24 protein-coding genes are annotated in these 24,805 nt (G+C 65.0%); 5 read left to right on the forward strand and 19 right to left on the reverse strand.

The features are described 5' to 3' along the window. The first annotated feature begins 6 nt into the window (after positions 1-6). Together FG486_RS01765 and FG486_RS01770 are read left to right on the forward strand one after the other, a co-directional pair. Entirely contained in the window at positions 7-690 is a 684-nt protein-coding gene (locus FG486_RS01765; RefSeq protein WP_181266214.1) for a TPM domain-containing protein, read from the forward strand. A 121-nt stretch (positions 691-811) separates the two neighbouring features. Then, on the forward strand, positions 812-1,351 hold the full coding sequence (locus tag FG486_RS01770; protein WP_181266215.1) for an NUDIX hydrolase: 540 nt from the start codon (positions 812-814) through the stop codon (positions 1,349-1,351). A gap of 23 nt (positions 1,352-1,374) precedes the next feature. Here the strand turns inward: FG486_RS01770 and rimK are convergent, their stop codons facing one another. The 7 genes from rimK to FG486_RS01805 form a co-directional block, all read right to left on the reverse strand. Continuing rightward, positions 1,375-2,280 (reverse strand): 30S ribosomal protein S6--L-glutamate ligase, encoded by a 906-nt coding sequence (rimK, locus tag FG486_RS01775; protein WP_066278791.1) that lies wholly within the window; start codon positions 2,278-2,280, stop codon positions 1,375-1,377. A gap of 10 nt (positions 2,281-2,290) precedes the next feature. After that, positions 2,291-2,761: an ATP-dependent zinc protease family protein gene (locus FG486_RS01780; RefSeq protein ID WP_066278787.1), complete on the reverse strand. Its 471-nt coding sequence runs from the start codon at positions 2,759-2,761 to the stop codon at positions 2,291-2,293. Positions 2,762-2,845: 84 nt separating this feature from the next. After that, entirely contained in the window at positions 2,846-4,201 is a 1,356-nt protein-coding gene (gene gdhA / locus FG486_RS01785) for an NADP-specific glutamate dehydrogenase (protein WP_181266216.1), read from the reverse strand. 220 nt (positions 4,202-4,421) lie between these two features. Further along, a complete protein-coding gene (locus FG486_RS01790) occupies positions 4,422-5,297 on the reverse strand; it encodes an SRPBCC family protein (protein ID WP_181266217.1) in 876 nt (291 codons plus the stop codon). Positions 5,298-5,390: 93 nt separating this feature from the next. After that, positions 5,391-6,068: an MBL fold metallo-hydrolase gene (locus FG486_RS01795; RefSeq protein WP_066278771.1), complete on the reverse strand. Its 678-nt coding sequence runs from the start codon at positions 6,066-6,068 to the stop codon at positions 5,391-5,393. A 37-nt stretch (positions 6,069-6,105) separates the two neighbouring features. Then, positions 6,106-6,492 carry a helix-turn-helix domain-containing protein gene (locus tag FG486_RS01800; RefSeq protein WP_181266218.1) on the reverse strand — a complete coding sequence of 129 codons (387 nt, stop codon included), beginning with the start codon at positions 6,490-6,492 and terminating at the stop codon, positions 6,106-6,108. Positions 6,493-6,567: 75 nt separating this feature from the next. Further along, positions 6,568-7,275, reverse strand: coding sequence for a S24 family peptidase (locus FG486_RS01805; protein WP_422125039.1), 708 nt, complete (start codon positions 7,273-7,275; stop codon positions 6,568-6,570). A 119-nt stretch (positions 7,276-7,394) separates the two neighbouring features. Here FG486_RS01805 and FG486_RS01810 point away from each other — a divergent pair, with 119 nt between their 5' ends. Further along, positions 7,395-7,580: a hypothetical protein gene (locus tag FG486_RS01810; RefSeq protein ID WP_181266219.1), complete on the forward strand. Its 186-nt coding sequence runs from the start codon at positions 7,395-7,397 to the stop codon at positions 7,578-7,580. Next, entirely contained in the window at positions 7,577-7,909 is a 333-nt protein-coding gene (locus tag FG486_RS01815) for a hypothetical protein (RefSeq protein ID WP_066278757.1), read from the forward strand. The genes FG486_RS01810 and FG486_RS01815 overlap by 4 nt, the downstream gene beginning before the upstream one ends. 44 nt (positions 7,910-7,953) lie before the next feature. On the opposite strand, the gene FG486_RS01820 is transcribed toward FG486_RS01815, so the two are convergent. The 4 genes from FG486_RS01820 to FG486_RS01835 form a co-directional block, all read right to left on the reverse strand. Further along, positions 7,954-12,267 (reverse strand): LVIVD repeat-containing protein, encoded by a 4,314-nt coding sequence (locus tag FG486_RS01820; RefSeq protein ID WP_241695556.1) that lies wholly within the window; start codon positions 12,265-12,267, stop codon positions 7,954-7,956. Beyond that, positions 12,248-14,071 carry a hypothetical protein gene (locus FG486_RS01825; protein WP_181266828.1) on the reverse strand — a complete coding sequence of 608 codons (1,824 nt, stop codon included), beginning with the start codon at positions 14,069-14,071 and terminating at the stop codon, positions 12,248-12,250. The genes FG486_RS01820 and FG486_RS01825 overlap by 20 nt, the downstream gene beginning before the upstream one ends. A gap of 339 nt (positions 14,072-14,410) precedes the next feature. Next, the gene (locus FG486_RS01830; RefSeq protein WP_422125044.1) at positions 14,411-16,390 is read right to left on the reverse strand and encodes a heme-binding protein; all 1,980 of its coding nucleotides are present in this window, start codon (positions 16,388-16,390) and stop codon (positions 14,411-14,413) included. Between the two features lie 98 nt (positions 16,391-16,488). After that, positions 16,489-17,874, reverse strand: coding sequence for a multiheme c-type cytochrome (locus FG486_RS01835; RefSeq protein ID WP_181266221.1), 1,386 nt, complete (start codon positions 17,872-17,874; stop codon positions 16,489-16,491). Between the two features lie 265 nt (positions 17,875-18,139). Between FG486_RS01835 and FG486_RS01840 the strand changes: the two genes are divergently transcribed. Then, the gene (locus FG486_RS01840; protein WP_181266222.1) at positions 18,140-18,817 is read left to right on the forward strand and encodes a Crp/Fnr family transcriptional regulator; all 678 of its coding nucleotides are present in this window, start codon (positions 18,140-18,142) and stop codon (positions 18,815-18,817) included. 132 nt (positions 18,818-18,949) lie between these two features. Here FG486_RS01840 and FG486_RS01845 read toward each other — a convergent pair whose 3' ends face one another. From FG486_RS01845 to FG486_RS01880, 8 genes are all read right to left on the reverse strand, one after another. Then, positions 18,950-19,546: a fasciclin domain-containing protein gene (locus FG486_RS01845; protein WP_181266223.1), complete on the reverse strand. Its 597-nt coding sequence runs from the start codon at positions 19,544-19,546 to the stop codon at positions 18,950-18,952. A 26-nt stretch (positions 19,547-19,572) separates the two neighbouring features. Next, positions 19,573-20,355: an SDR family oxidoreductase gene (locus tag FG486_RS01850; protein WP_181266224.1), complete on the reverse strand. Its 783-nt coding sequence runs from the start codon at positions 20,353-20,355 to the stop codon at positions 19,573-19,575. Continuing rightward, positions 20,352-20,735 (reverse strand): dihydroneopterin aldolase, encoded by a 384-nt coding sequence (locus FG486_RS01855; RefSeq protein WP_060980147.1) that lies wholly within the window; start codon positions 20,733-20,735, stop codon positions 20,352-20,354. The genes FG486_RS01850 and FG486_RS01855 overlap by 4 nt, the downstream gene beginning before the upstream one ends. Positions 20,736-20,902: 167 nt before the next feature. After that, on the reverse strand, positions 20,903-21,799 hold the full coding sequence (locus FG486_RS01860; protein WP_181266225.1) for a class I SAM-dependent methyltransferase: 897 nt from the start codon (positions 21,797-21,799) through the stop codon (positions 20,903-20,905). A gap of 9 nt (positions 21,800-21,808) precedes the next feature. Further along, the gene (gene thrC / locus FG486_RS01865) at positions 21,809-23,224 is read right to left on the reverse strand and encodes a threonine synthase (RefSeq protein WP_181266226.1); all 1,416 of its coding nucleotides are present in this window, start codon (positions 23,222-23,224) and stop codon (positions 21,809-21,811) included. 66 nt (positions 23,225-23,290) lie between these two features. Continuing rightward, positions 23,291-23,797: a GNAT family N-acetyltransferase gene (locus FG486_RS01870; protein WP_066276111.1), complete on the reverse strand. Its 507-nt coding sequence runs from the start codon at positions 23,795-23,797 to the stop codon at positions 23,291-23,293. Positions 23,798-23,815: 18 nt separating this feature from the next. Then, positions 23,816-24,403, reverse strand: coding sequence for an SURF1 family cytochrome oxidase biogenesis protein (locus FG486_RS01875; RefSeq protein ID WP_338401569.1), 588 nt, complete (start codon positions 24,401-24,403; stop codon positions 23,816-23,818). After that, positions 24,400-24,798 carry a DUF983 domain-containing protein gene (locus FG486_RS01880; RefSeq protein ID WP_181266227.1) on the reverse strand — a complete coding sequence of 133 codons (399 nt, stop codon included), beginning with the start codon at positions 24,796-24,798 and terminating at the stop codon, positions 24,400-24,402. Before FG486_RS01880 ends, FG486_RS01875 begins: the two co-directional genes overlap by 4 nt. Positions 24,799-24,805: the final 7 nt, after the last annotated feature.

Below are 24,805 nucleotides of genomic sequence, written 5' to 3' on the forward strand. Positions count from 1 at the left end.
GGCATCATGGCAAAAGTTGAAAGCGTGAGCCCCGACGAGCACTGCATCGTCACGGCTGCCGTGGCGGAGGCCGAGAAGCTGACCGATGGCGAGATCGTCACCGTGATCGCCCAGCATTCGGACGATTATCGCGAAACGCCGATTTACTGGGCGGTTGCGGCGATGTTCCTCGCGCTGGCCTGTGTCGCGGTGTTTCCCGAATGGTTCGAGGGGCTGCTGAGCTTCGCCACGGGTGGGTGGCAGCATGTCTATACGCCGAGCGAATATCTGACCCTGGTCATGCTGCTGCTCGCCGCCAAGTTCGGCGCGGTGCACCTGCTCGTCGCGTGGAAGCCGCTGCGGTTGGCGCTGACGCCGTCGGGTATCAAGCAGGCTCGCGTGCGTGCCCGCGCGGTCAACCTGTTCCGGGTGAGCGCAGAGAAGCGCACGCGCGGGCTGACCGGCGTGCTCATCTACCTCTCGATGGCCGAGCACCGTGCGGAAATCGTCGCCGACAGCGCGATCGCGGCCAAGGTCAGCCCCGATGTCTGGGGTGAGGCCATGGCCGACATGATCACGGAATTGCGCGCGGGCCGCGCGGGCGAAGGCATGGCGGCGGCGGTGCGCGATGTCGGCAAGGTGCTGGCCGAGCATTTCCCCAAGAGCGATGACAATCCGAATGAGCTGCCCGACCGGCTGATCGAGCTTTGAGGGCCTCTCGCACGTCCCCATCCCACGTCACCCCCGCGAACGCGGGGGTCCCGCTTTTCCGCTGGCATCGCACAACCAGCGGGATTCCCGCTTTCGCGGGAATGACGGCAACAGGAGCAGAATGGCCTTGAGCGCGCTGGATAGCATCAACGAACCCGAGGAAATCGTCTGGCAGGGCCGTTTCATCACCACCAAACGCCGCGGCACCTGGGAATATGTCTCGCGCAGCCGCGGGATTGGCGCGGCGGTGATCCTGGCGGTCCACCAAGGCGCAGTCGTGCTGGTCGAACAGTTCCGCGTTCCGTTGGGGCGCAACTGCCTGGAACTGCCCGCCGGGCTGATCGGCGACGAGACCAGCGGCGAGCCGCCCGAGCTTGCCGCAGCGCGCGAGCTCGAGGAAGAAACGGGCTTTCGCGCTGGCCGGATCGAGAGTCTGGGCGAATATTATTCCTCGCCCGGCATGGTCAGCGAATGCTTCCACCTGATGCGCGCGCACGATCTGGAGCGCGTCCATGCTGGCGGCGGCGTCGAAGGCGAGAACATCATCGTCCATGTCGTCCCCCTGACCGATTTGGACGCGTTCATCGCTTCCAAGCGCGCGGAGGGCTGCGGCATGGACGTGAAGCTGCTGATGCTGCTGGGCGCGCGAATGCTTGGCTGAGATCCGCGCCGCCCGCGCCGTGATCAGCCCTTGCCCTTGGTCTTGGTCTTGCCCTCGCGGCAATTGGCGGCCAGGAAATCGATGATCATCCCGGCAATGTCCTTGCCGGTCGCATTCTCGATCCCCTCCAGCCCCGGCGAGCTGTTGACCTCCATGATCACCGGGCCGTGATTGGAGCGCAGGATGTCGACGCCTGCGACATTGAGCCCCATGACCTTGGCCGCGCGCACCGCCGTCGAGCGCTCCTCTGGCGTGATCTTGATCGCCTTTGCACTGCCGCCGCGGTGCAGGTTCGATCGGAAATCGCCCTTGGCCCCGGTACGCATCATCGACGCGACGACCTTGCCACCGATCACGAAGATGCGGATGTCGCTGCCATCGGCCTCCTTGATGAACTCCTGCACCAGGATGTTGACGTTCGCGCCGCGAAACGCCTCGATCACCGACTTGGCCGATTTCTCGGTCTCGCCGAGCACGACGCCGATGCCCTGCGTGCCTTCAAGCAGCTTGATGACGACGGGCGCACCGCCGACGATCTTGAGCACCTCGTCGGTCTGCTTGGGATCGTGCGCAAAGGCGGTGACGGGCAGGCCCAGGCCATGCTTGGCGAAAATCTGCATCGATCGCAGCTTGTCGCGCGAGCGGCCGATGGCGACGCTCTCGTTCAGCGACCACACGCCCATCATCTCGAACTGGCGCAGCACCGCCAGGCCATATTGGGTGATCGACGCGCCAATGCGCGGGATCACCGCGTCATATTTGCCGATCGGTTCGCCATGATATTGCGCGCCGGGCCGGTGCGAGGTGACGTTGAGCGTCACCCGCAGCGTGTTGAGGATGTCGACCTCGTGTCCCCGCTCGCGCGCCGCCTCGCACAGGCGGACATGCGAATAGAGATTGGGATTGCGCGCCAGCATCGCGATTTTCATTGGGGGCACTTCATCTGTCGGTTTCCTCTGGCAGGCCGAGCGTCCATTTGCGTCGGCAGTCGACGCGAAAGCCGCGCCGCAGCGCCCGGCGGCCAATCAATATGGGGAAGTTCATGGTGTTGCGGTTGGCCAAGGTCATGTGCCCTTTCCAGCGCACGCTACCAAGGACCATGGTCGTTTCGATGACATAGCGCAGCTCGATCGCGCCATTCGAGCTCTTGACGCTGCGTTGCTCGACTCCGGGCGCGCGATACTTGCGTGCCGCCTCGCCACGATGCGCGCGGAACCAGAATTCGACGACCAGCTGGCCGTCGATCGTCAACGGCTTGACGCGGGTTGCGTGGATGGAGGAGGTCGCCGCCCCGGTGTCGATCTTGGCCTTGATCCTCGACAGGCCAAGGTCGGGCAGGTCGACGCATTCGACCCAGCCGATATCGATCGGTTGCCGGTCTGCTTTGAGGGTGCGAGGAGACCGGGCCATCGCCGCGCCCGTTAGCAGGCGCTGCGTTGAATGCAACAGGGTTGCGGCGAGCAGTTCGTCCTGCCCGCCGCACCCTTCACGGCGTCAGACTACGCCAAATGCGAGCATGGCATCGGCGACCTTCTTGAAGCCCGCGATATTCGCGCCCTTCACATAGTCGATATAGCCGCTGCCCTGATCGCCATATTTGATGCAGCTGTCATGGATGCCGGACATGATGTCCTTGAGCATCTGCTGCAACTCCTCTTCCTTCCACGCGCGGCGCTCCGAATTCTGGCTCATCTCGAGGCCCGAGACCGCGACGCCGCCCGCATTGGAAGCCTTGCCCGGCGCGTAGAGGATCTTGGCCGCCTTGAACGTGTGCACGCCATCGAGATCGGTCGGCATGTTGGCGCCCTCGGACACCGCGATGCAGCCATTGGCGACGAGCGTCTTGGCATCCTCGCCGAGCAGCTCGTTCTGCGTGGCACAGGGCAGCGCGACATCGCAGGGCACGCCCCAGGGAGTCTTGCCGGCATGGAAGCTGGCATTGGGGAAGGCCTCGACATATTCCTCGATCCGGCCCCGGCGGTGCGTCTTGTGCTCCTTCACCCAGTTGATCTTGTCCTGGGTGATGCCGTCGGGATCATGGATGAAGCCGCCCGAATCGGACAGGGTGAGCACCTTGCCACCGAGCTGAACGATCTTCTCAGCCGCGTGCGTCGCGACATTGCCCGAGCCGGAGATGACTGCGGTCTTGCCGACCAGATCCTGGCCCTTGGTCGCGAGCATGTTGGCGAGGAAATAGACCGCACCATAGCCTGTCGCCTCGGTGCGGATCAGCGAGCCGCCCCATTCCAGCCCCTTGCCGGTCAGCACGCCGGTAAACTGGTTGGTGATGCGCTTGTACTGGCCGAACATGTATCCGATCTCGCGACCGCCCACGCCGATATCCCCGGCGGGAACGTCGACGTCCGCGCCGATATGGCGATAGAGCTCGGTCATGAAGCTCTGGCAGAAGCGCATGATCTCGCGCGTGCTCTTGCCCTTGGGGTTGAAGTTCGATCCGCCCTTGCCGCCGCCCATCGGCAGGCCGGTCAGCGCGTTCTTGAAGGTCTGCTCGAAGGCCAAGAATTTCAGCACCGATTCGGTGACCGAGGGGTGGAAGCGGATGCCGCCCTTGTACGGGCCGATGGCATTGTTGTTCTGCACGCGCCAGCCGCGCTGCACGCGGATATTGCCGTTATCGTCCTCCCAGCAGACGCGGAACGAGACGACACGGTCGGGTTCGGCAATGCGGCGCAGGATCTGCTGCGCATGATATTGCTCCTTGTCCGCCATGAAGTCGAAAATGTCTTCGGCGACTTCCTGCACCGCCTGGACGAACTCCGGCTGGTGCGGGTTGCGCTTCTTCACGCCTTCCATGAAGGTCGGCAAGTCTACGTGATCGGATACGGCCATAGGTCCCCCCTTTGAGGTGGTGCTGCGAACTGCGCGACCCGGCCCCAATGCAGCGAACTCTCCTGATTCGCCTGCATTGCTGCGCGAACTCTAACGCAAAACCCGCGCTGCGAAAGTGCTAATCCGCACAGAAAGGGGCAGCATTCCGGGGCTCGCAGTCAGCATGGCCGTTCGAGCGAAGACGCTCATGCTGCACGCATGCGGTGCAGCATTACCGGGATCAGCGACCGCCCTGCTCTTCATCCTCATCGCGCGCCGGTCGCGTCAGCGGACGCGTGCCCGGCTTGTAGCGCTTGGGCGCGCCGGGGTCCGCAGCGACAGGTTTCGCACCCGGCTTGGCAGCCGCAGGCTTCTCCTTGGGCTTGGGGGGAGCCGCCTCCCCGCTGGACACGCTATCGTCGGGTGCGAGATCGGTGACGAGCGCGCTGACTCCGCCCGGCGATCGCGCCGTTGCGGGCGAGTCCTCGTCCGGTACAGAGTCCTCCTGAAGCGCGGCAGGCTTGTCGTCGGCAGGCTTGCTCACCTCGCCCGCTCCGACCAGCGGCCCCAGCGCCATGCCGAGGCGCGAGAGCTGGGCGACCATCACCCCGTTCACTGCGGGCGCGATCTCGGACATCTTCATGCGCATATAGCCGCCGACGACATAATCCATCGTGATGCGCGTGCCGCCCTTGACCGGCGCTAGCGTGAAGGTCAGCGCGCCGGTCACGGCTTCGCCCTGCAACGGCCCCAGCGCGCCGGACAGACGCAGCAGCTTGCCCGGATCGACATACAGGATCTGCATGTGCTGGACGCTGCCGCGCAGCGTCCGCTGCGGTGCACCGCTCTCGGTCGTCGCCTCATTCGGTATCAGTTCGCAGAAGCACCCGCCGGCCTGCGCATCCATGTACAGATTCTCGGCATTGCCGGTCCAGCTATGCTCCTTGTCCCACCATTTGGCGGGTGTGCGCAGCATGGCGAAGGTTGCATCGGGATCGGTCGAGACGGTCACGCTGTGCTGGACGACAAAGCCGTTATCGGCCTGCTGAACAATCTCGGCCTGGGCAGGCGTGATGACCGCCAGCGTGGCGGCGAGTGCGGCAAAAGCGGTGCGCATGGAAAATCCCCTCGATCAGCCGGACAGACATGCCGCCGAAAGCGCGCCGGGGCAAGTGGGGGCTTAGGCCTGCCCCTCACCCGATCGTCAGGATCACGCCAGGACGTGATCGGCAACAAAACCGTTGCGCTGGCGCTCGAAACCGAAATTGCTGGTCGGCCCATGGCCGGGCACGAACACCGTGTCGTTGCCCAAAGGCCAGAGCTTCTGCGTGATCGAGTCGATCAGGTCCTTGTGATTGCCGCGCGGGAAGTCGGTGCGGCCGATCGATCCCTGGAACAGCACATCGCCGACGATCGCGAGCTTCGACGGTGCATGATGGAACACGACATGGCCCGGCGTGTGGCCGGGGCAATGGATCACGTCGAGCACCAGATTGCCGACGGTGACCGTATCGCCATCCTTCAACCAGCGATCGGGCTCGAACACCGAGCCGGCAATGCCGTAATTGCGGCCATCGTCATCGAGCCGCGAGATCCAGAACCGGTCTTCCTCGTGCGGCCCCTCGATCGGCAGGCCGAGTTCCTTGGCGAGCGTGCCGGTCTCGCCGCAATGGTCGATATGGCCATGCGTCACCAGCAGCTTTTCCAGCGTCACCCCCGCCTGAGCCACCGCCGCCTTGAGCTTGGGCAGATCGCCGCCCGGATCGACCAGAGCCCCCTTCATCGTCTGAGTGCACCAGAAGAGCGTGCAGTTCTGCTGCAGCGGCGTCACCGGAATGATCGCGGCGCGAAGCGGCGGCTGGGCGGGATTGGCGGATGCGTCGGTCATGCAAGGCTATGTGGCAAGGATGGCCGGTGGGTGCAAGTCAGTCGTCCTCGATCGACCAGAGCGGCGCATCTAGCGCCTTGGCAATAGCCCGGCGCAGCTTGGCCGTACCGCGTGCTGCGCCGGATTCGATCTTGCTCAGCCAGACCTGGCTGCACCCCGCCTTGGCGGCAAGGTCAGCCTGCGAGAGGCCGCGAAATTTGCGCCAGGCCGCGACCGGCGACAAACCATCGTTGAGCATGACGCCGACGACTTCACCGGGAACGCCCTGTTCGCCCTGGCGCATGCGCTCCAGCTGCAGGGTCGCGGCGATGACATCCTCAGCATCTTCGGCCAGTTCGCGCAGTCGTTCGAACTCGGCGGCGGTGAGCACGACCATCCGGGTGCCGTCGGGCGCGGTAAAATGCTGTGGTTCAGATCCCATCATCGCACCTCAATCGTAAGCCCTGCCGCACGACAATAGCTTATAATGAATCGTGCAAAAAATCCAATAACCAATCGTTCAAACCCGCCGCCCGGCCCAGATCACGCGGCCGACAATATGCACGCTGTCCGGCGCAAGGTCGGGAAAGCTCGGATAGAGCGCGTTGTCCGAGGTCACCGACAGCCGCCCGTCGGGACGGAAGGCGAGCCGCTTGACGATCAGCGCGTCGTCCATGCGCAGGACGTGGATGCCGTCGCGGCGCGGCGTGCCGGTGCCGCCGTGCATTGCCACCAGAATGTCGTCGCCGTCGTTCAGCGTCGGGGCCATGGAATCGCCCTCGACACGGATCATCGTCACCGCGTCCGAACCCGCGCCAAGACGCCGCAGCCAGGCCTCGTCGAACGCGATTTCGGCGACGGGCATCTCGTCCTCCGCCAACGCGCCGGGCCCTGCCGACGCGCCCACCGCAAGGCGCGGGATAAGCCGCATGCGCGCGGGCAAAGTCCGGTGCGGCTGGCTCACGCGGACGGGCACGCGCCCTGCCCTGCCGGGCAGTGCCGCCACCGGCTCGTCCGGCGCGCCGAGTTGCGTTTCGCTAACGCCGAAGAACTGCGCGAGGATGCGCCGGTCGCGCTCGTCGAGCCGCTTGGGCGTACCGCGCTTGATGAACTGCTGGATATAGGCCGGGTTCTTGCCGAGCAGCTGCGACACCCCGGCAAGGCTCACGCCGCGCGCCGCGATCAATCGTTCCAGCGTATGGCGAACATCCTGTTCCATATCGGACATATAGCATCGCGCGGATATTTCTCAAGGATATTTCCTACACTTCACGAATCGCTTATAGGAATATTCCTACGCTCATCCTGCGGGACTGGTCCCGCGCTTTTAACCGGAGGAGAATGCCGATGCCGCTGCTGCGCCTGGTCGAGATATTCCTGCGCGAAACGGGAATGCCGCGCACCCGCTTCGGTCGCCTGTCGGCGGGCGATCCGCGCTTGGTTGACGACCTGCGCCGCGGCCGCGAACCGCGCAAGGCCTTGCGGAATCGAATAGAACATTTCATGAACATCTACGCAGAGGAGCAGGCATGATCCATCAGAAGATTCGCCACGACCCCGCCACCGCCCTGATCCGCGCGGTGCTGACGCTGGCGCAGGGCGAGGCCGCGCTGGAGGAGCATCGCGGCACGAGCTGGGCGAGCGCAACCTTTACCGGCATGCGCCATGTCATGCGCGTCTCGCTATCGGGCGATGAGGGCATCCGCATTGGCGAATGGCTGGCGCAGGTGCTGCCCGAGCACGAGTTTCGCATTTCCGGGCATCTGGTCGCCGATATCGCCGTCAGCGCCGTTCATCGCCGCGTGGAGGGGACGCCCGCCATGACATTGACCATCGAGGCGCTTACGGTCGAGGCGGACTGACGTCCGCCTCTCCCCTCTCCTATATCCTGCTGCGAAAAACCGCCTTACTGGCCCCGGCCCGTCAGCATCGCCGGGCGCGGGCCGAGCCAGTCGGCCATGGTCACGCTATCGCTGACCTTGTACGGGCGGCCCGCCTTGTTGAGGAACAGCTTCTCCATCTCGCTGCGGGTGAACGGACGTGAGCCGAGGCGTCCGAAGATCGCCATCTGCCCGCCCGATTCATCGACACCGCGGTCGCGATCCAGACCCTTGGCAACGGCAAGCGCTGCCGACGGGGTCTTAGCCCAGGCGATCAGCTCGGGTCGGGGATCGGGCGAGAAGCCGTAGAAATTGGGCTGGCTCGACGGCGAGGTGAGCTGCAGCACCTTCATCCCGTTGCGGCCATCGGCGACATAAGCGAACAATGTCGCGTTGGTCGACCCAACGATCACGTCCTCGGCATCGTTGAGAATGCCACCGGCGTTGTAGCGCATATATTCGCGCGGCGCTTCGGGATTTGTGATGTCGAGGATCACCAGACCGTCCTGCTTGGCGGCGACATAGGCGAAGGTGCGCGCGAGATAGAGCTTGCGCGCATCGGCGAGCCGCACCGTGCCCGAGGGCACCGCCACCGGCGCTTCGAGCCGCGTGATGTCGAACAGCTTGATGCCGTCTGCATCCGTCACCCAGAGATAGCGGAACTGCACCGCGCTCGCCCGCGCATCGGTGAGCGGCAGCACTGCCATCAACTGCGGATTGAGCTTGCTGTAATCATAATCGCGCGGCGCATTGGGCGGGATCGGATCGGACAGGCGGACGACCACAAGCCCGGCATCGGCGGTGATATAGGCATAGTCGCCCGCCAGCGTGATGTGCCGCGCGCCCTTCAGCACATTGTCCGGGTTCCAGGTCAGCGTGCGCTTGAAGAAGTTGTTGCGGAACTCGCCATCGGCCAGCGTGTCGATATTGACCGCGATCAGACCTTCAACGCTGTCGGTCACGAAGGCGTAGTGATAGACCGCGTGGAACGGCTGCTCCTGATTGGCCTCGCGCATTTCCGGCGTGTTGCGGCTCGGTGCGATCGGCTGGGTGGTGGCGATGGCCATGCAGGTCGCGTTGGTGGTCTTCACATGCGTGTCATGGCCAAGCGACGAGAACGGCGCGCGGATGATCCGCTCGGAAAAGCCCTTGTTGCCGATCGAGGCGATGTCATAGGCGCGGAAACCGCCCTTGCCTTCCGCGACGAACATGTATTCGCCCCGGTTCTGCAGGCAGTTCACGCGGCCATCGGTGCCCTGCACGACATTGGCGAATTCCTCGCGCGGCTGGGTTTCGCCCGACAGGCCGTCGCTGAAGATCGGGCCGCGCGTCCAGTTCTTGAGCTCGCGTCCGTTCTGCTCGACATGCTGCTTGTAATAATCGGGATAGGCATAGCGGTGCAGATAGGACCCGATCACCGCCTGCGGTTCGTCCCATTCGGTGACGCGCACCGCCTCGAAGCCGCCTTCCAAGCCGAACCAGCTGTTGAGCCCGACGAAATTGACGAAATTGGTGCCGAGCAGCAGCAGCTGCGCCATCACCGCATTGTTATCATTCGCCTCGCTGAGGTGGCAGTCGGTGCACTGCTTGGTCTCGGTCTTGCGCACCGTGTGCGGGAAGTGCGGGGCGAACGCCTGGGACGAGAAGCCGGGTGCCGAGATCGGCGGCTGCTGCACATATATGCGCTCGCGGTTGATATTGGTCGAGGACAGGATCAGCGCCGAGGTCGAGCGGATCGGGGCGATGATATTGCCCTTGCTGGTCTGGTGGCGGCCGATCTGGAACATCTCGTCACGCGCGACCTGCGGGTTGTAGGTCGCATAGTTGCGCGTCTCGTCTTCCTCGTATTTGTGGACCTTGGCCTTCCAGTTGGCCTCGATCGGCAGATGACAGCCACCGCACGAGGTCGTCCAGCTCAGATGGCAGGTGAAGCACGCCATCTTGTCGGTATCGTGCGCGCGGTTCTCCTTCGAGACCGCCAGGCCGAAGCCGTATTTGCCGGTCTCGGCACCCTGCTTGGCCATCAGCTTGGAGCGGGCGGCCTTGGGGTTGAAATCGGGGCTGTCGGGGTTGACCGCATCCTTGACCAGGCTGACCTTCCACGACAGTTCGGGGTCGAGAACCGAGCGCTGGATCAGCACGCGCCGTCCGGTCGCATCCTTCATCCATTCGAAGCGGCGCTGGCCATCGGGATTGCGGATCAGCGACAGGTTGTTGCCCTTGGGCCGCGCGGCGAGGTTCGAGGTGAACAACGTGGGGTAGGCATCCGCCGTGCCATGGCAGTCCTTGCAGCCGATCTCTACCGCATTGGCGACCTCGCCGTAGATCAGGCCGTTGCCGTGCCCGTCCTGGCTGAAATGGCAGTCGACGCACTGCATGCCGAGTTCGGCATGAATGTCCATCATGTGGACGGCCTTGCCGGGATTGGTGCCAACGGGGACGAACTTGCCCTCGCCCGCCTTGCGGAATTTCTCCGGATCGTCGGGCGAGACCATGTTGGCGGTATCGGTGCCCCAGGTCGCCATGTTGCCTTCGGCATCGAGCAGATTGCCCTTGCGGTCGCGCTTCAGGATCGCGCGGAAGTTCCAGCCATGGCCGTGATAGTCGGCAAACTGCGTGTCCTTGGCCTCGGTATTGAGGTCATAGACGTTGCGCACGAAATCGATATCGGACCACAGACCGCGCGGCGATGCGCCTTCCGGGTTGCGATCGAGCGTGGCGCGCACTTCCTTGGCGGTGGGATAATGCTGCTTCTTGTAGATGCGCTGATAGTCTTCTTCCGACATGCCCTCGGGCTTGGGCGCGCGGTTTTCCGGTCCCGGCCACAGCAGCGGCGCGTCGGATTCATAATCCCACATCGTGTAGCCGAGATAGCTGTTCAGGAAGATGTTGGGCTGGTGCATGTGGCAGTTCATGCACTGCGCGGTCGGGATCGCGCGCGTGAACGCGTGCTTGAGCGGGTGACCCTTTTCCTTGAACGCGGCCTTTTCGGCATGCGCGCCCTTCGCGCCATGACCATCCCCGCCACCATGGCTCGATCCATGCTCGCCCGCACCTTCGGCCAGGGTCGTGCCGTGATCACCGCCATGGCCACCTGCCTGCCCATGCTCCTCATGATGCTCGGCCGCGTCATAGTCGCCATAGCGACCCGGGCGCTTCTGCCCTTCGGTCAGGCTGTTGATCGTCGGGTCGTCGGTGATCGTCTGCCCGTCGCGGCCATATTTGGCATAGACCAGGCTGTGGCGCGGTTCGCGGTCATTCGCGTACACCACGTGGCACGCCGCGCAGCCCGAGGAACGATAATCACCCGGCTGATCGTTGGTGCCCATCTGCCACAGGAACGGATCGTTCAAGCGGGTCTTGTGGATGTTCAGCACCGGAATCGCGACACGCAGGCCGGTGCCGGGGCCGCGGTTCGACTGCTTGAGGTCGGGGCGGCCCGGCTCTTCGAGACGCTGGATGATGCCGACGCTGTTGGGCAGGCCGATTTCCGGGAAGGTCGGGTTGATGTTTCGGCCGCCGCGCTCGAACACGCGGAAGATGTCGCCCGGCGGAATAATGTGCCAGGTCGGCAGCGGATACATGACCGGCAGCGCGCCGCGCGCCTTCTCGGCTTCGGTCACGGTGCCGTGCGCTGCGCCCGGTTCGGTCGCGGCGGACTTGATCATCGCCGGCTTGCCGTCGCGGGTGAAGCTTTCCCCGAAGATGTAATTCTTGAACGGCACGATGCCGTTATTATAGGCCGCGCCGCCCCACAGCATCGCGCCGGTCGCCATCAGCGAACGTTCGGACGCCTCGATGATCTCGATATGGCAGGCGCCGCACGATTCGCGCACCACGCGATAATCCGACGGGTTGACGAAGCGGATGAACTCGGGCGCTTCCTTGGCGAGCAGCGCATAGGAGCGCTGCGGGTTGGCCGAGCTCGGCCATTTCCACGCCACCGGATATTTGGGCAGGACGTGGCTCTTCATCAGCGCGTCCTGGTACGGCAGGCTCTCGCGGCCCCAGGCGTTGTCGCCCATCACCGTGGCATCGCCGCCATGGCAATCGGTACAGCCCAGCACAACCGCGGGCGAGGCGTGCATCGTCTTGTGGTCGCTGGCGGTGTGGCAGCTCTGGCAACCGGCGCTCTTGGCATCGGCCTCGGCCCATTCCTGGTTCTCGGGCGCGGGCGGCGTGAACGTGTACTTGACCTTCTGCGCCTTTTCCTTGCCCGAGGCGAGCAACTGATCGGCGGGAAGCGCAGCGAAGGTGACGAGCAGCAGGCTCGCCAGCAGCAGCTTCCAGTTGATGGCGGGCATCGCGCCGCGCAGCCGGTCAGTACGCCAGGATCGCATTGAAAAGCACCGAATAAAAGAGGTCTGACTTGCCCGATTGGGTGAACAGGTCGCGGAAGCCGCGCGAGGGATCGAAGATTGCGCCCGACAGGCGGAACACCAGATTCTGGTTGGCATTGGGCCGCCAGATCGCCGCCGCCGAAACGTCCCAGCCGATCGACGAAGGCACCGTGCCCTCCTGGCGCAGTGCCTCAATCGTATCGGTCTTGTGGAACCACAGATGGTTCACGTTCGCCGACAGGCGGGTCGTCGTGCTCAGATCGAAATCTGCGCCTGCGCCGAGCAGCACCGTGCCCGGATTGTTGAAGTTCGACTGGCCCTGTTCCTTAGAGGAACGAAGGTTGTTCAATATGCCGTTGCGGGTGTTGACGCCCACCGCGCGACCGCCGCCCGCGAACGGGATGACCTGGCGAATCCAGTAGCTGGTATCGGCCCCCGCGAAGATCGGGTTCTCGAAGATCGCGTCGAACCCGGCCTCGGTATCGTTATAGGGATCGCCGTCGCCGCTGGCGAACAGGCCCTGCAGCCGGAAGCGCGCCCAGTCATTGTCGTAGCTGAGCTCTGCCGCGCCGAAATAGCTGCGGATCTTGGCCTCGCGGCTGGTGAAGAAGCTATTGCGGTCCTCGCCGAACGCGCCATAGGCTTGGCCGGTGATGTTGATCCGGCCGATACGGCCGTCGATCGCATAGCCGAGATACACGACATCATATTCGCGGCTGCGCAGGTCGCCAAGCAGCGCCGGGCGCACCGGGAAGCCGTTATCGTCGATCTTGAGCTCGCGCCCGCCTTCGCGGTTCATGTTGTAGGTGACCGAAACCTGGCTGGTCAGGCCGACCACCGGAAAATCCTGGCGATAGACATTGGCGAAGAACACCCAGTCGTCGCGCGGGGTATCGACCACGCTGTTGAGGCCCGAATTGGTATCCTTTTCCAGCCGCCAGAACGCGCCGAGATTGAACTGGAAGCGGTTGTTGTCGCGGTTGCCGAACAGGCGGATGCCGAGCTGGTTGTCCTGGAACAGGAAGCCGCGGAAATCGGCCTGCATCGGCTGCACGCCCGCGCGCAGCGAGATGAAATCGTAGCGCGAGCTGTCATACTGGCCGAGGTGATAGTCGATGAACGCTTCCTGCACGCCCACGAAATGGTCGGTGCGGTGCGTCGGGCGCGAAGGCTCGACGAACAGGATGCGCCGCTCGTTGACATCGACATGGTTGACCTGTGCCGCGAGCACGAGCCGATATTCGATCGCGGGCGGCTTGTACGCGGTCTCGCCCTTGAGCAGCGAGAAGCCGGCGATCACCGTCTGCGCGACCACCAGCGAATCCGCGCGGCCGAACACGTCGAGGCTGTCGGGGCGCGCGGTGGTCTGCACGCCCACCGGGGTCGGGAAGCTGCGCGGCTCGATCACCGTGTCCGAGACCACATTGGCGATGAAGAACCAGTCGTCCTCCTTGAGGAAGCTCGGACGCTTGCCTTCGGGCAGCGGCCGGTCTCCCTTGAGCACATTCTGGTGATAGGGGTCGAGCTTCGAGCGGCAGACGTTCGAAAGGTTCGGGTAGAGCCCGTAAATCGACTGGTCGCCGCCCTTGGTCGGGCAGAGCGAGGTGACGATGCGCCAGCGATCAGGCACCGGGAATTCGTCGGTCGGGAAGGCCTCGGGCGCGGGCGCACGCACCGCGCCGGGATTGTCCTGCGTCACGCGGTCGGGCAGCTTCTTTTCGAGCCCAGGACGGCGGCGATCGTCGATCAGCGCCTCGTCGGCATCGATCGTTTCGGCATCCGCGTCAGGTGCCGCTGGCGGCATCGCGCCCGGCGCCGGCGGCGCTTCCTGGTCCGCAGTGAGCAGCAGCTCGTCCTCGCCTGCCCCCCAGAAGAACAGGCTGTGATCCCCCACCGCGCGCGGCGAGCTCAGCCTGTGCGGCGCCGGCACAACCGCCTTGAGGGTCGGGGCCAGAGCCGGTGCAGCCAGCTGCGGGGTCATCTCGTTCAGTGCGAGGCTCCGCCCCAGATCGGCAGCGATCAGTGCCGCGATGGCCGTTTGCGGCCCCTGTTGCGCGACAGGCTCGACGGCCGGATCGCCCACCACATCGCCAGTCCCGGCGAAAGCCACGATCGGGATGAGGGCGACGAGCGGCACGGTCATTTACAGACCCTCGCAGACGTTCTGGGTGTTGGTGTCGAGGAATGGCGCGAACGGGCAGCTGACATAGCGCAGCCGCACCTGGGCATTGCCGACATTCACCACGATCCGGTCTGCGCGGATATCCTTGGGCGCATTGCCGATGCCGCCGACCCGTAGGCCGCCATTGTTGAGCCCCAGGAAACTGACCATGTCGTCTTGGTCGATGCCGTCACCCGACACGCCGATGCCTCCGACCAGGGTGTTGCCGCGATAGATCGGCACCGATCCGGGGAAGATCTGGATGCCGTTCTGCAGCCGGTTCTGCCCCTGAACCACGTCGGGCAAGGCGGTGCAACGCTGCGCGGTATCGGTCGGCGATGCACCGGAAACGAACTGCGCGTGCTGAATGATATTGGCGGCAATCAACTGGACCTGCAGCCCGACCGCGAACGGATTGAAATCCTCTATCGGGCGCGAGAACGGCCCCGGCGGACGGCCAAGCTCGCCATCGGGGAAATAGGGCCGCGACAAATTGCCATTGGCACGGTCTGAAAAGGCCGTCTTGCCGGTGAGTGCTTGCGGATCGTTGAGGAACGTCCGCACCGCCTGGACGAACGGCGCGACACCGCCGCCTGCAGACTGCAGATTAGACGCGGCTACCGCGTTCGAGAAGAACGCCGCCGTGCGCGCCTTTTGCAGCGACACGTCGGTGCCGAAGATCGGCGCATCGGGCGACCGGACGATGCCCAGCACCTGGCCGTGCGTATCGACGATCGAGATCGTCGCCTGCATGCGGCTGTCGAGCGGACGGCGGATTTGCGCGCGCGCCCGCGTCAGCACCGTGAACGCCTCTTCGAGCACGGCGCGCACCTCGGCAGCGCTGAGCGGCTGGGTGACCGATGTTGCATCGGTCCCGGCGCGGATCGGATAACGGTTGTTGCCCGATCCGTCGGTCAGGATGAACGCATCGCTATTGGCGAATTCGGCTGCCCGCGCGGCGCGGATGCCCGAGGCTTCGGTGCCATAGGGCGTGCCCGCAATGATCGCGGCATTGGCATAGCCGCGGACCGCGATCAGGCTGCCGGCGCTACCGTTGATCGCCGCGAAATTGGTCGAGAGCGGACCGATATCGCCGGCAACGATATCGCTGAAACGCAGCGTCGTGCCGTCCACAGTGATGCGGTCGGCGCGGATCGCTTCGGGCGCAGCAAAGCCCTGGGTGCCGGCAAAGGCGATCGCCTCTTCGGAATCGATATCGCGGTCGAGGATATTGGGGTCGAAGCCGTAATCGCCATCGCCCATCACGCCGATCGCGCCGACGACAACGCCATTCTTGTACAGCGGCAAGCCGCCTGCATCGGCAGCCAGACCCAGCGGCGAGCGCTTGGGACCGATGAACGCGCTGGTACCGCCTGCCGACTGGAAACGGGAGGACAGGTCCGAACAGGGCAGCTGGCTGAACTGCACGCCGAACAGCGGTCCGCTTTCCAGGCCGCGGGTCGAGGGTGCAGGCGGGAAATGCTGCTGGACGATCTGGCTTGCGGTGCGGGTCGAAAAGGCATTGCCGCCGCTCGACAGATAGGCGCCGGTGACCGCCTTGGCGATCGAGGCCATTTCGGCGGGCACATCGAGCCCCTGCGCATCGACGAACGGATTGTTGAGTCCCGCCTCGGTCATCGCGCTGGTTCGCGCGGTGGCGCGCGCGCCGTTCATCCGGAACACCGCCAGCACGTTGCCGACGCGGTCGACCACGGAGATGACCGAGGGCAGATTGCGCCGCTGCGCCTCGCCCACCGCCTGCGCGATGATCTGCTGCACCTCGCCCACGGTCAGCGCTTCCTGCGCCGGCGCGGTAAAATTGCCGCCCGCTGGCGGCGGCGTGGGATTGGGCGTCGGCGTCGGGCTGGGCGCCGGCGTGGTGCCGCTGCTGTTGCCGCCCCCGCAGGAGCTGAGCACCAGCGCCATCGCCGCGAGCGATGCCGTCATCTTGCCAATCCGCATCATGCGCAGAAACTCCGCCCGGATGCGACCCGGCCCGACATCAAGAAACTGAACTCACCAAAACGTCCCACCTTGGTCATCTCCCTGGCCAGCCGGTCCTATTGCAGCGACCGGATGGTCCGCACTGCGCCCCCCAGCGCCCGGCGGAATTCGAGCGGCTTGTAGCCATTGGGCTCTGCCACGGCGGCATAGGCCTGGTTGATCTGCGCCCGGAGCGACGTTGCGGCGCCCCCGGAAACCTGGCCCTGGTTCACAAGACCGCTGAGCAGCGTATCCACCGCCATCACCGCCTGCACGCTGCCTTCATAATCGGTATAGCGCGGGCTGATCGCCTCGCTGGCAATCGCTTCCATGATCGAGAAGGTCTGCGCGCGGGTGAAGTCGCTGCGGCTGAACTGGTCGGCCAGCGCCATCGCTGTCTGGCGAAGCCGGTTGGCTGCCTCGACCGCTGGACCGCGACCCTGCGCCATGGCGGCGTGGAAGGCGCGCGCCTGCGACTCATATTGCTGCGCCAGGCCAGGCGCCGCGATCCGCACCGCTGCCGAGAGCATGATCATGTTCTCGTCATTATAGGGCGGCATGCCGGTTGGAATCGGGCGACCGGGATTGGCCAGTGCGGTCGGGCGCGCATCTTCCTCGTCATAGATGCGGCGGTGGCAGCTATGGCAGTCGAAGAAATAGAATTCGGGGAACACGCCTTCGGTGCCAAGGCCCGGCTTGCCGAACAGGCTCAGCGAGCGCTCGAGCGCGATCGCCTGGCCCACGGCCCACATGCGCATCGAGTTCGTCTTACCCTTGCGCTGGCGGTAGTCGGCGTCCTCGTCATGATGCTGGGTCAGCGTCGAGAACAGGTCGAGCTCGAACGAGATGCGCGGATGACCCGCTGCCATGATGCGGTGGTTGACGAACTGCCCCGGCGCATCATTGCCCAGATGGCAATCGAGGCACACGCCCGCGCGCGCTTGGGCATTCTCGAGCGGGATCATGCCCTGCGAGACGTTGCGGGCATGGCTGGTGCCGGTGGCATAATGGCTCGACAGCCAGCCCGAGGCAGCACCATGACAGGCCTCGCAGCTCACGCCGTCATTGACCTGGAAGCGCGGCCCTTTCGCTGCAGCCGGAGTCGAATGGCATCCCAGGCACATCGCGGCCGAACGCGGATCACCGATGCCCAGCTTCTTGCCGATGGCCAGGCTGCGCGGTTCGCCCAGAACGCGGAAAGCGCGGCTGTGCGCACCGCCCGGGGTCGATTCTTCCTGCCAGCGCCACAGCTCGTCCTGCCGAACAACCTCACCATCGGCCTCGTTGCGGCCATGACAGGTCGATCCCGCACAGCTGCCCACGCCCATATGCGTGCCGCGCGCAGCAGCGCTCGCCGCCTGCGCCTCGAGCCGCTCAGCCGCCGCGAAATTCGCGATGAAAAAAGCGCCGATCGCCAGGGCAAGACAGGTCGCGCCCGCAATCGCGGCACGGATTCCACCCAAGCGTTGAACGGCCAAGAGCCATGTATTGTGCATCGTCGCTTTTACCCCCGGCTCCATGCGGAACCGGCCCCCGATAGACTAACGATGCGACCCCTTAGTCTTGTCTTGCCGTCTCTTATCGCCGGTTCGTCCAGCAGTTTCAAGGCAATCCTTCAGGCGCCGCCGCAAAAATCTGTGGCCATCGGCAAGCCTCGCCCTCCCCCCGCGCTGCTTGTCGCAGCGCAGCATCTTTGCCATGGTGGCACGCAGATCAGGGAGGACGTGAATGACGCTCGGCTTGGGATTCGCAAATGGCGCATGGCTCGGGCATCTGTCATTCATGATCCTGGCGATCGCGCTGATCGCTCCCCCCATGCCCTGGATGCGAGTCGGCATCGTGCTCTCTGCCCTGGCCGGGCTCGGCTATGCGCTGGGGTTTGCCAATGATCTGGGTCTGGCGCTATGGTTCCTCGTGCTCCTGGTCATCGGCGCGTCGATGCTGCTGCGCTATCTGATGGCGGAGCGCGGTTCGCGCTTTTCTGCCGAAGAAGAGGCGCTGCGGGCGAGCTTCATGGGCGACATGACCCGCGCTGGCGCCCGCCATCTGATGGACCAGGGCAACTGGATCACTGGCCGGGCCGGCGAAGTGCTGATCAACGAGGGCGAGGCTATCAGCCATCTGTTCTATCTCCACGACGGCCAGGCAGAGATCACTCTGCACGGCGCACATGTCGGCAGCGTCACCAGCGGCGACCTGATCGGCGATGCGACCGCATTGAGCGGCGAACCTGCGACCGGCACGGTCACGCTCGCTACCAACAGCCGCTTCTGGTGCGTCTCTGCCCCCAAGCTGCGGCAATATCTCGAACTCCACCCCGATGCGCGCACGGTGATGGAGCGCCAGATCAACCAGGCGCTCGAGGGCAAGCTGAGAGCCGCCAATGCGGCGCTGGCGGGGGGTTAAAATGCCGCTCCGGTCGCAGAATAGCTGTCGTCACCCACGCGAACGCGGGGGTCCCGCTAAGCCGCAAGCCGCTCGCTGAAGCGGGATTCCCGCGTTCGCGGGAATGACCGAAAAAGGGCTAGGGATCAGAGGCTATTGCTGCGGCTCGAGCACCTGGCCGATCACGTGCACCATGCCGTTGCTGGCAGCCAGATCAGCCTGCTGGATCGAACCGACATCACCGCTGGCATCGGACAGACGCACCTGATCGAGCTCGATCGAGGCGTTGATCTTCTCGCCCTGCAGCGTGGTCAGCTCGATGCTGCCGCCCTTGTCGCCAATCTGCTTGCGCAGGTCCGCAACCGTGAGGCGGCCGGGGATGATGTGATAGTTGAGCACCGCTGCCAGCTTCGCCTTGTTCTCTGGCAGCAGCAGGTCGGCAAGCGCATCGACGCCCAGCTTGTCGAACGCCCCATTGTCGGGAGCAAAGAGCGTCATCGGCTTGTCCGCCGCCAGAGCCGCGCTCAGCTCGGCCGCCTTGATCGCACGCGCGAGCGTCGAAAGATCGGGGTTGCGCAGCACCACCTCGTCGACGCGCAGGATGGCATCGGGCTCGGCGGCCGCCTCTTCCTTGACCTCGAGACTGGCAGGATCGACCCGCTTGACCGGGTCGCCGCCGCCATCATGGCTGCCACAGCCCGCGATCATCAGGGTGAGCGCGGAAAGGGATGCTGTGGCAATCAAACGCATGTCGTTCTCCAGAATATCGCGTGCGGTCAGGCGTCGTCCGTCTTGTCCATGAAGACGAAGTCGCGGTCCATGCTGAGCATATGGGCACCGCCATCGACGAAAAGCAACTGGCCGGTGATCGCAGGCTCCTGCGCCAGATAACGCACCGCGCGCGCAATGTCTCCCGGCGCGGACAGACGGTGGAGCGGCATGCGCGCGGCGAGCCGCTGCATCTGCGCGTCATCATAATCGCTGGTGGCAAGCGTCAGGCCGGGCGCCACGCCGTTCACCCGCGCCTTTGCGCCGAAAGCGCGCGCCAGGGTGCGGATCGATTCGGCCAGCGCCTGTTTGGACAAGGTGTAGCTCAGCTGATCGCCATTGGGATTGCGCACGCGCTGGTCGATGATCTGGACGATCGCGGGCACCTGCCCCTCGCCTGCCCCGGCCACGACAGCACGGGTCAGCAGCATGGGCGCGAAGAGGTTCACCGCGAAATGATCGGCCAGCATCTGCGCTGACATGCTCTGCCAGTCGTCATATTCGAACAGCGAGGCATTGTTGACCAGCAGGTCGGGCGCGCGGCCGAAATGCGCGGTCACCCGCTCGACAAGCAGCTGCGAGGCATCGCAATCGGCCAGATCGGCGGAGAAACCGTGCCACTCGGTTCCCTGCTTTGCCAGGGTCTCGGCGAGCTCGGCTTCGGGCGTCAGGTCGCTGCGACCGTGCAGCGCCAGCGCATAGCCCGCGCGCGCCAGTTCCATCGCGATCGACGCGCCCACCCGGCGAAAGCCGCCGGTGACGAGCGCCAGCGGGGCCGGGCAAGCGCTCACCGGCGCGTCCGGGTCAGCGTGATGCCGATCGATTCGCCCGCCTCGGCGATCGCCAGCTTGATGATCTTGACCTTGAGCCGCCGGATGCGCGGATCCTGCAGAAACAGCGTCTCGATGACATGATCGGCCACCGCCTCGATCAGCGTGAAATGGACGCCTTCGGGCAAGGCGGTCGAGGCCGCGTGCTTGAGGTCCATGTAATTCTTGGACGCGCTGAGCGGCGTATCGGGCGCATAATGGTCCTCGGCCAGCATCTCCGCCCAGATGGTGAAGCGCAGCGGCTGGGGCAGCTTGGTCTCTTCCGAATAGATGCCGGTCAGGACGTTGACGTCGAAATCGGCGACCTCGAGGATCAGGCTATCGGGTTGGGTGTCGGTCAAATGCTGGGCCTGTTCTAGTATATCTTCATCGTCACCCCCGCGAACGCAGGGGTCCCGCTTGGTTCTTACCGTCGCAGCAGAAGCGGGATTGCCGCGTTCGCGGGAATGGCGAGGGGAATTTCACCTTTCCCGCGCGTTGGCAAATTGCGCAGCGCAGCGCAAGTGTTTCAACCGTTGGACCAGCGCGCGAAGATTGCCGTCGGCAGGAGCCGCCCGCCCGATTGCTCGCGCACTGCCAGTTCGCCGATCTCGATCCGTCCCGGCAGGTCGGCGAAATACGCCGCGAGCAGCTCGCCCAGCGCCAGCGCCGACATGCGCACCGCATAGACGGTGAGGAACAGGCAGGACGATCGCTCGTCCAGCAGCTTGCGGCAATCGGCGATCAGCGCCGGCAGATGCTCTTCCAGCTTCCACACCTCGCCCTCGGGCCCGCGCCCGAACTTTGGCGGGTCGAGCAGGATCGCGTCATAGCGCTTGCCCCGGCGCACCTCGCGCGCAGCAAACTTGACGCAATCATCGACCAGCCAGCGCACCGGCATGTCCTCCATGCCCGACAGCGCGGCATTGGCGCGTGCTGCTGCGACCGATTTCTTCGAGGCATCGACATGGGTCAGCTCGGCCCCGGCGGCCGCCATCGCCAGCGTGCCCACGCCGGTATAGCCGAACAGGTTGAGCGCCCTCGCCCGCTCCTCGCCCCGGTGCGCGGCGATATGCCCGCGCAGCCATCGCCAGACCGGGTCCATGTCAGGGAAGAAGCCGAGATGCCGGAACGGGGTGTTGAGCGCGGTCAGCCGCACCTCTTCCCATTGCAATGGCCAGCCTTCGCGCGGGACATTGGCTTCCAGCTGCCAGCGGCCGCCGCCGTCCTCGTCCGATCCGGGAATGAACGCACCATCGGCATCCCAGTCGGGCAGCCGTGTCGGCCACATCGCCTGCGGCTCGGGACGGATGAAGCGGTACGGCCCGTACGCCTCGAACTTGCGCCCGCCGCCGCTGTCGATCAGCGTGTAATCGGCGCGCTGTTCGCTGATCATCAGCAGCGGTTGCGGGTCAAGCTCGGCCATGCGCGCGCGTCAGCCCCTAGCCGGGACCGCACGCTCGGCGATATAATCGCGCACCGTGGTGTAGTCGCCGGGCAGCTTGTCGAACTTCTCGGCGCGCTCGAACAGGTCGCCGACGCGCGCAGGCAGGCGCGGGCGCAGGCCGGTCGCACGCTCCACCGCATCGCGGAACTTGCTGGGGTGCGCGGTGGCGAGCGTGACGCAGGGAATCGCGCGGTCGATGGTCCCTGCATCCTGCAAGCGATGGGCAGCGCCCAGGCCGATCGCGGTGTGCGGATCGATCATCTGCCCGGCCTCGTCCCAGGCGCGGCGCATCGCGATGCCCATCTCGTCGGGATCGATCCGCGCGCTCGAGAACAGCGCCTCGGCGCCAGCGCGCATCTCCGGCGAAAGCTGCATCGCCTTCGTGCTTTCAAAGCCCTTCATCCGCGCGGCGGTCAGCGCGCCGTCACGGCCCTCGAGATCGAACAGCAGCCGCTCGAAATTCGAGCTGACCTGGATATCCATCGAAGGGGCCGCGGTCGGCGTCACACTGCCGGCGGAATAATCGCCCGCGCTGATCGCGCGGTGGAGGATGTCGTTGACATTGGTCGCGACGATCAGCCGCGCCACCGGCAGCCCCATCTGGGCAGCCACATAGCCCGCGAACACGTCGCCGAAATTGCCCGTCGGCACCGAAAAGGCGACCGGGCGGTGCGGTGCGCCCAGTTGCAAGGCGGCGGCGAAATAATAGACGATCTGCGCCATCAGCCGCGCCCAGTTGATCGAATTGACCGCGGACAGCGTGAAGCGTCCGGCAAAATCCGGATCACCGAACATCCGCTTCACCATTGCCTGGGCATCGTCGAAGCTGCCGTCGATCGCGATGTTGTGGACATTGGGCGCCAGCACCGTGGTCATCTGCCGCCGCTGCACGTCGGAGACGCGGCCATCGGGGTGGAGCATGAAGATATCGACCTTCTCGCGCCCCGCCACCGCGTCGATCGCCGCAGAGCCGGTATCGCCCGAGGTCGCGCCGACGATGGTCAGATGCGTGTCGCGGTTCGACAGGAAGCGTTCGAACAGATGGCCGAGCAGCTGCAGCGCGACATCCTTGAACGCCAGCGTGGGACCATGGAAGAGTTCGAGCAGCCAGTTGCTCTCATCGATCTGGGCGAGCGGCGTCACCGCCTTGTGCGAGAAGCGCCCATAGGCCGCCTCGCAAAGGCCGCGCAGCTCGTCCTCGGTCAGGCTGCCAGCGACAAAGGGCGTCATGACGCGGACGGCCAGCTCGACATAGGACAGCCCGGCCATGGCTGCGATCTCGGCATGCGTGAACTTGGGCCAAGCACGCGGCACGTACAGCCCGCCATCGCTTGCCAAACCTGCCAGCGTCACGCCCTCGAAATCGAGCGCCGCGGCTTCCCCCCTGGTGCTGATATAGTCCATGGGGTGGACCCGTTAGCGGTCCCTGCCCCTGTGCGCAACCTGCACGTTATGGCAGCCGGATAGCGCTCAGTCCTCTTCGGGGCTCTCGTAGAACATCAGCACCGCCGGCCCCTCGGGCGTTTCGATCAGCCCGTGCTCGACAAACCCGGCGTTGACATAGGCGTTGCGCGCCCGCTGGTTCTCCGGATCGGGATCGATGCACAGCACGCGCACCCCTTGCGCGTTGAGCTGCTTGGCCAGCATCGCGAGCAGCTTCGCGCCATGGCCCTTGCCGATCAGCGACGGCACCCCGATGAAGCAATCGACCGCACGCGCGCCCTGGGGCAGGTCCTGCAGGTGCTTCTGCGGCCAGGCATGAACCTCGAAATGCTGGATATAGGCGATTGGATGGCCATCGAGCATGCCGATCAGCTGCACCATGTCGGGGTTGTCCATATCCTCGACGATCAGCTGCAGTTCGTGCTTGGGGTCGCCCCACCATTGCTCGACCTCTGGGGTCTTCAGCCATTGCTCGATCAGCGGCAGGTCCGAATGGGTGACTCGGTGAAAGCCGTAATAATGTCCGCCCTGCATGGTCTCTCCTTCAAGGCGTCATGCGGACGATGGGGATCGCGTCCGCCTTGCGACTGCCAGACCATATATAACGGCAGCAATGCCCGCGAATAAAAACCATTGTACCGCATAGGCCCAATGGTTGTTCGGAATATCCTCTGGCGAAGGCTTCTGAACGGCCTGCAAGCCGGCCACCGGCGGTGCGGCGACGAGGCGGATCAGCGCGCTGCTGTCGGGCGCGATCATCCCGCTGACCTGCCCTCCCTTCCAGTCCGGGCTGTCAGGGCGCTGCGACCATCCGGCAACCACCTGCGCCCCCGGCCCTTCGGCGCCGGTGCGGCACGAGGCGATATGCACCCAGCCCGATGCGCCCGACGCGCTGCGCCCGCTCGAGGAACGCCAGCCGGTCACCTCAAGGCAATTGACGCTGGATTTGCGATAAAGCGGCAGCGCTTGCGGATCGGGTAGTTGCGGCCAGGCGATGGCAGGCTTGTCGGACGCGGTGCGATACTCAGCAAGCAGCGCCTCTTTCCACGCCATGCGCTGGAGCTGCCAGACGCCGAGGCCGATCATCACCGCAATGGCGATGCCGACGATGATTGTGGGAATGACGGGCAAGCGCTTCACGGCCGGTCCTCGCCGCTGGTGTCGATGCGCCCTTCGCGCACCTCGGCGCGCGCTTCGTGGATCAGCATCGCCGCCTTCGACACGCGCAAGGACAGGATCACCAGAACAAAGGTGAGCGGCACCCAGAGCAGGATATGCACCCAGAAGGGTGGGCTCGCCTGGACCTGCAGAACAACGGCAAAGGCGGAGACCAATGCGCCGATGACGAGAATCAGGAACGCTGCGGGGCCATCGCCGACATTATAGGCGGTGAAATCCTGCCCGCAGGCGCGACAGCGCGGGGCGAAGCGGACCCATCCGGCAAACAGCGTTCGCGACCCGCAGACCGGACACTCGCCAAAAAGGGCAGCCTGGAGAAGACCAGACTGCCCTTTTGTCAGCTGCGGATCATCCATGATGCCC

The sequence above is a fragment of the Blastomonas ursincola genome, from assembly GCF_013607875.1.
GTDB classification, from domain to species: Bacteria; Pseudomonadota; Alphaproteobacteria; order Sphingomonadales; family Sphingomonadaceae; genus Blastomonas; species Blastomonas ursincola.

Excerpts from the sequence above, each read along its gene's own strand:
- FG486_RS01790 (WP_181266217.1), bottom strand. The coding sequence starts at position 5,297 with ATGCGCACCGCTTTTGCCGCACTCGCCGCCACGCTGGCGGTCATCACG.
- FG486_RS01845 (WP_181266223.1), bottom strand. The coding sequence starts at position 19,546 with ATGCGTTTGATTGCCACAGCATCCCTTTCCGCGCTCACCCTGATGATC.
- FG486_RS01860 (WP_181266225.1), bottom strand. The coding sequence starts at position 21,799 with ATGGCCGAGCTTGACCCGCAACCGCTGCTGATGATCAGCGAACAGCGC.
- FG486_RS01780 (WP_066278787.1), bottom strand. The coding sequence starts at position 2,761 with ATGGCCCGGTCTCCTCGCACCCTCAAAGCAGACCGGCAACCGATCGAT.
- FG486_RS01830 (WP_422125044.1), bottom strand. The coding sequence starts at position 16,390 with ATGCGGATTGGCAAGATGACGGCATCGCTCGCGGCGATGGCGCTGGTG.
- FG486_RS01870 (WP_066276111.1), bottom strand. The coding sequence starts at position 23,797 with ATGCAGGGCGGACATTATTACGGCTTTCACCGAGTCACCCATTCGGAC.
- FG486_RS01880 (WP_181266227.1), bottom strand. The coding sequence starts at position 24,798 with ATGGATGATCCGCAGCTGACAAAAGGGCAGTCTGGTCTTCTCCAGGCT.
- FG486_RS01795 (WP_066278771.1), bottom strand. The coding sequence starts at position 6,068 with ATGACCGACGCATCCGCCAATCCCGCCCAGCCGCCGCTTCGCGCCGCG.
- FG486_RS01800 (WP_181266218.1), bottom strand. The coding sequence starts at position 6,492 with ATGATGGGATCTGAACCACAGCATTTTACCGCGCCCGACGGCACCCGG.
- thrC (WP_181266226.1), bottom strand. The coding sequence starts at position 23,224 with ATGGACTATATCAGCACCAGGGGGGAAGCCGCGGCGCTCGATTTCGAG.
- gdhA (WP_181266216.1), bottom strand. The coding sequence starts at position 4,201 with ATGGCCGTATCCGATCACGTAGACTTGCCGACCTTCATGGAAGGCGTG.
- FG486_RS01810 (WP_181266219.1), top strand. The coding sequence starts at position 7,395 with ATGCCGCTGCTGCGCCTGGTCGAGATATTCCTGCGCGAAACGGGAATG.
- FG486_RS01770 (WP_181266215.1), top strand. The coding sequence starts at position 812 with ATGGCCTTGAGCGCGCTGGATAGCATCAACGAACCCGAGGAAATCGTC.
- FG486_RS01820 (WP_241695556.1), bottom strand. The coding sequence starts at position 12,267 with ATGCGATCCTGGCGTACTGACCGGCTGCGCGGCGCGATGCCCGCCATC.
- FG486_RS01825 (WP_181266828.1), bottom strand. The coding sequence starts at position 14,071 with ATGCCGCCAGCGGCACCTGACGCGGATGCCGAAACGATCGATGCCGAC.
- FG486_RS01840 (WP_181266222.1), top strand. The coding sequence starts at position 18,140 with ATGACGCTCGGCTTGGGATTCGCAAATGGCGCATGGCTCGGGCATCTG.
- FG486_RS01805 (WP_422125039.1), bottom strand. The coding sequence starts at position 7,275 with ATGTCCGATATGGAACAGGATGTTCGCCATACGCTGGAACGATTGATC.
- rimK (WP_066278791.1), bottom strand. The coding sequence starts at position 2,280 with ATGAAAATCGCGATGCTGGCGCGCAATCCCAATCTCTATTCGCATGTC.
- FG486_RS01815 (WP_066278757.1), top strand. The coding sequence starts at position 7,577 with ATGATCCATCAGAAGATTCGCCACGACCCCGCCACCGCCCTGATCCGC.
- FG486_RS01765 (WP_181266214.1), top strand. The coding sequence starts at position 7 with ATGGCAAAAGTTGAAAGCGTGAGCCCCGACGAGCACTGCATCGTCACG.